Raw genomic sequence first — 899 nt, 5'->3', positions numbered from 1 at the left:
CTGCTACACTCGGTTCCTGCTTGGGAGCACCAGAGGGAGTTACCTGAAAGTTTGGCATTAGCGCTCACATCCTACATTAATTAACTGATAGAATTTGAATGTCATTAGCATTCTTCCTTTCAAAAGTTTGTCCTTTTAGTATATTCACAAGTAATATATTGGTGTGAATATTTTATATTTTGGACTTTTGGTGAGCTGTTCTGGTTTTTAATACAAAAACTTATGTTCAGTATAGAACTTTTAGGAGTGCATAAATAAGTTAAATGTCTATCAACAATTAATTTCTATTGAATATAATAGTATGTAGTAATGAAAGGGGGTGACTAATAGTGCCCTTTACAACAGGTATAGTTACTAATACAAAAGACTTTGGTACAGCTGCAACTAATATTGTTGTGAGTACTAGAAATTTAAATTTAGCAAGCTCCGCCACAATTACAGTTCAAATTTTTGGATCTACAAATTCATCTTCTTTTACTCCATTATATCAATCCGTTTATGTAGTAGCGCCCAACTCTATCGACATTAGAGAATTTTTAATTGCCGGGAACGTAGCATATGAAGTGCAAATAAATGTAAACTCTATTCCAAATTCAGGAGTTGTAATGTCCACTTTTGGTATAGATCAATTTGGGAATCTTGTTCCAGCAACAAGAGTTCTTCAATCAGAATTAACTAGTATTGCTGCTCTTACACCTCTCAGCTAATTATAGCTAAAYGTTTCATTAGGTAGGACTTGTGTCTTTTAGGACGTTACGTTTTAGGACAAGATCCTGCCTAATAAAAAGTTAATTCATGGAATTTAAGTTTAAATGTTTATGCATTCTCTAGGACTACATATGGCATTTCACAATTTTTTAATTCTATCAATAAAACCGGTTTTGGGTTTTATGTACAAA

At 32.9% G+C, this 899-nt stretch carries 1 protein-coding gene; it reads left to right on the top strand.

Annotated features, from left to right (window positions below; translation table 11 throughout):
* Positions 1–329 precede the first annotated feature (329 nt).
* Positions 330–707: a hypothetical protein gene (locus AC1DWA_RS32910; protein WP_477917605.1), complete on the top strand. Its 378-nt coding sequence runs from the start codon at positions 330–332 to the stop codon at positions 705–707.
* Positions 708–899 lie beyond the last annotated feature (192 nt).

The organism is Rhodococcus sp. P4_F3_2 (assembly GCF_056401335.1).
Note: the sequence above shows the minus strand (reverse complement) of the source record. Positions and strands in the feature narration are given on the sequence as shown.